Here is a 2,968-nt window from a genome sequence, read left to right as displayed (position 1 = left end):
GTGTCGGCGATGACCAGTCGATGCCCGTCCGCGTGAACGTCTGCGCCCGCCGTCCTCTCGAGTCAACCTGGGGAGAATTCGACCATGGAACACAGTTTGGCTGAAAATAGCGGCGCGGCTCTCCCGCGATCGCCTGGGTCGCGGCGGCCCTTGCATGATATGGACCGTCTAGCTGCCGATAGTTGGGCTTCGCCATTTGCTCGGCTATAGTTAGAACCATCTATGGCTCAAAGCCCCTCCAGCATCATCGGTTCGCCGGCTCAAGGATCAGGTAAGTTCCGGCGCCACCTCAGTGATCATCCCACTGACGCGGAGGGAAGCCCGCTTTGAACTGCACATTTTACGTCGCGGACCCCATGTCGGTCTGGTCGCCATGTTAGCCGACGCTAAATCAGAGCGATGCGACACTTCTTGCTGGGCCTTACAGTCTGTCTCTATTGCACCACATTGCTTCGGGCCGAAGCATGGCAGCCCTTTGGCGTCCGGCAGCTTGGCTTTACATTCGATATTCCTCCAGGTTTCGTCCTCACCCAGCACTCGGATCAAGGCGCGGCTTTTCTGGGGCCGAGAGAAGCGTCCCTAGTCGTTTGGGGCGGACAATTGGGCAAAGCCAGTTTTCGCGCCGAGATCGAGCACCGCATGATAGAGGACAAAAAGTCCGGTTGGCGACTGACCTATCGGCGCATAACATCCAGATGGGCAAGCTACTCGGGTGTCAAGAATGGCGAGATCCGCTATGTCCGCGCAATCACGGTCTGCGGCGACCGCGCCGCGCTTTTCATAATTAATTACAGGAAATCGGAAAAGAAACCATATGACCTGTTGTCGTGCGGATGGTCCGGTCCCTGAAGGCACAGGGCTGCTAAGTGGGGGGTGGGCAACGCGGACTGCTGCGCCCTGAGCTGCGGCCGCGTGATCCGCACGCTCAGGCAGTCGGCCTTGCGGCTGTTTCCAAATGGTGCATCCCAGACGTGGGAAGACGACGCGGAGAGCATCTCCCGACCGCTTCCTGCAACGGAGGGGCGATCATTTCCATTACTATCGCCGTGTGCTCAGAGGGGTCAGAGACGAGAGCTGCGTGTTCGTGCGCCGCGCCCTCGACACCACTGACCGTATAAAATCCGCACGCCAGAGATTTTCGCGAGGCTGCTGACGATGCCTTGTAGGCATCGTTGATGCTGGGCGAAATCCACAAGCAGCGCGTGTCCGATACCGCCCATGCCGTGTCTCTGGATTTGTCTATCAGCCTCTCGCAGAGATATTGGTCGCCGGGCTCCTCGGCACGATCCTGCGGACTAGCCGAGAGCACGATAGGCGAGCCTGCCAAATCATCATCTGTTGACGCGGTCGGCGGCCGTCGAGAACAATACACACTGTCTATTCACCGCGCACTCGTTCGAAGACCGCATGAAGAACGGTAGGCTCGGCGAGGAGCTTCGGCGCATGTTGATGGGCTACCCGATCTACCGGCCGAAATATGGCGAGGACGGCGACATGAAGATGTGGCAACAGGAACTATGAAGATCGTGTGGCCGCTCGATCCTGGGATCGTATGACCCGCTGACGCACTGCGGCAAGACGTTCTTCCTTCGCCCAGTGGTCCTGCAAGGCGCGTTCCAAGTGGTCGTATAACGGGAGCCATGCCTCACCATGGTCACCTCGTGCCACAATGATTTCGGCGACGCGGTCGAGTACTCGCTCAATCCGCTGTGCCGTGACTGGTCGAGGCGTGGGCGAGTCTCGCCTCACGGCTTCGCCCGTCCGCAAGGCCATGAATGCACCATGCCTTATGTGTAGCGGACTTTTTTGGTGCAGTGAAGGCCTGCATTCGGCTTGAGCTGCAATCGGCGGCTGCGGCTTGCAGATGTGAAAGGCTCTTTGCTCATCGGGGTTGGCAGCGGGAGGGCGATCGTCCGCAGCCCCCGAATACGATAGCGCGAGTTGCCGGCGCAGCCCGTCCGTCATCTGGTCAACCGAGCCTCTCCTCCTCGTGAGCGCGTGGCAGATTGTTTGCTGCGGCGGCGTGATTGCCGCCGCAGAGAGTTTTAACGGTTAGTTCGTGTGCACTGCCAATCTTCGGCCCTGTCATCCAAGACGGCGCCAAGGGAACGTCTTCGATCACACCCACCCTGCGTGCCCAGGTCGCAAACGCCTTGTGCGCGGCCTCGACCGACTTGCGACCATCATACGCCGAGTAGCATGTATCACAGGCCGCTCCGTGGAGAAGGCCGCGCCTTTCGACCGGCCATTCTTCCAGAAATTCTATGGCATCCATGACGCAACCGATCTTTTTGAGGACGAAACTGTCATCTCGCACGAAAATCGGCTGTTTGAACGTAGCGCTCTCCATCGTGACCTCCCTTCAAGCCCTAAAGCGGCGCTTGTGGCTCTTCGGGTGACGCAGGATGATTCCTCGGCAAAACATGCCGGTCTGCGTGACGCCTTCGGCACAGAGAGGATATTGGAAATGGCTCTTTTCAGTTCAAGAGAGAATTGGCCGGCCGAGCCCAGCAGCCTCTTGGCAATTGGCACCTCATCCCGCTGCCAGCGCGTCTGTCCGCGAGGCCCTCGGCCCACCAACCTGCACGTCGGCGATCTTGCCGTCGCGTAGCAAGGCCTCTAACCGGCGTAGCAGTGTAGATAGACTGGAAGAGCATCAGCGCAGCGAAAGCAGCGTTGTGTTTTCCTTTACTCATGTCCATTGCGGCCACTCCACACAGCGCGGGATATAGGTCGTCAAACCGGAGCGCATCAATTCTGGCACGTCAACGCCTTCATCGCCGCCGGCATCGTCTCGCGAAAAAAAGAGCGGGCCCGGAAGAGTCGGACCCGCCAGCGGCTATGATCAGGCTGCAGAGAGCGGTCGGTCATTCGCGAGCCAAAGGCTGGCTGCTGCCAGGGCAGCAACCACAGCGCCAGCGATGGCGTGCGACCACATTGCTGCCGCCAGGCCGGCAAAGCCAAGCAC

3 protein-coding genes are annotated in these 2,968 nt (G+C 59.5%); 1 reads left to right on the top strand and 2 read right to left on the bottom strand.

Features of this window, described 5'->3' with window-relative positions; translation table 11 throughout:
- Positions 1–411 precede the first annotated feature (411 nt).
- Complete coding sequence (locus tag EN925_RS30390; RefSeq protein ID WP_245459520.1) at positions 412–849, top strand: hypothetical protein; 438 nt, start codon at positions 412–414, stop codon at positions 847–849.
- A 1,120-nt stretch (positions 850–1,969) separates the two neighbouring features.
- On the opposite strand, the gene EN925_RS30385 is transcribed toward EN925_RS30390, so the two are convergent.
- Both EN925_RS30385 and EN925_RS30380 read right to left on the bottom strand, forming a co-directional pair.
- Entirely contained in the window at positions 1,970–2,350 is a 381-nt protein-coding gene (locus EN925_RS30385; RefSeq protein WP_024505614.1) for a DUF982 domain-containing protein, read from the bottom strand.
- A gap of 495 nt (positions 2,351–2,845) precedes the next feature.
- The gene (locus tag EN925_RS30380; RefSeq protein ID WP_245487351.1) at positions 2,846–2,938 is read right to left on the bottom strand and encodes a hypothetical protein; all 93 of its coding nucleotides are present in this window, start codon (positions 2,936–2,938) and stop codon (positions 2,846–2,848) included.
- Between the last annotated feature and the right edge of the window lie 30 nt (positions 2,939–2,968).

The organism is Mesorhizobium sp. M7A.F.Ca.US.006.04.2.1, from assembly GCF_004022915.1.
GTDB lineage: Bacteria > Pseudomonadota > Alphaproteobacteria > Rhizobiales > Rhizobiaceae > Mesorhizobium > Mesorhizobium ciceri.
This window is presented reverse-complemented; position numbering and strand designations above follow the sequence as displayed.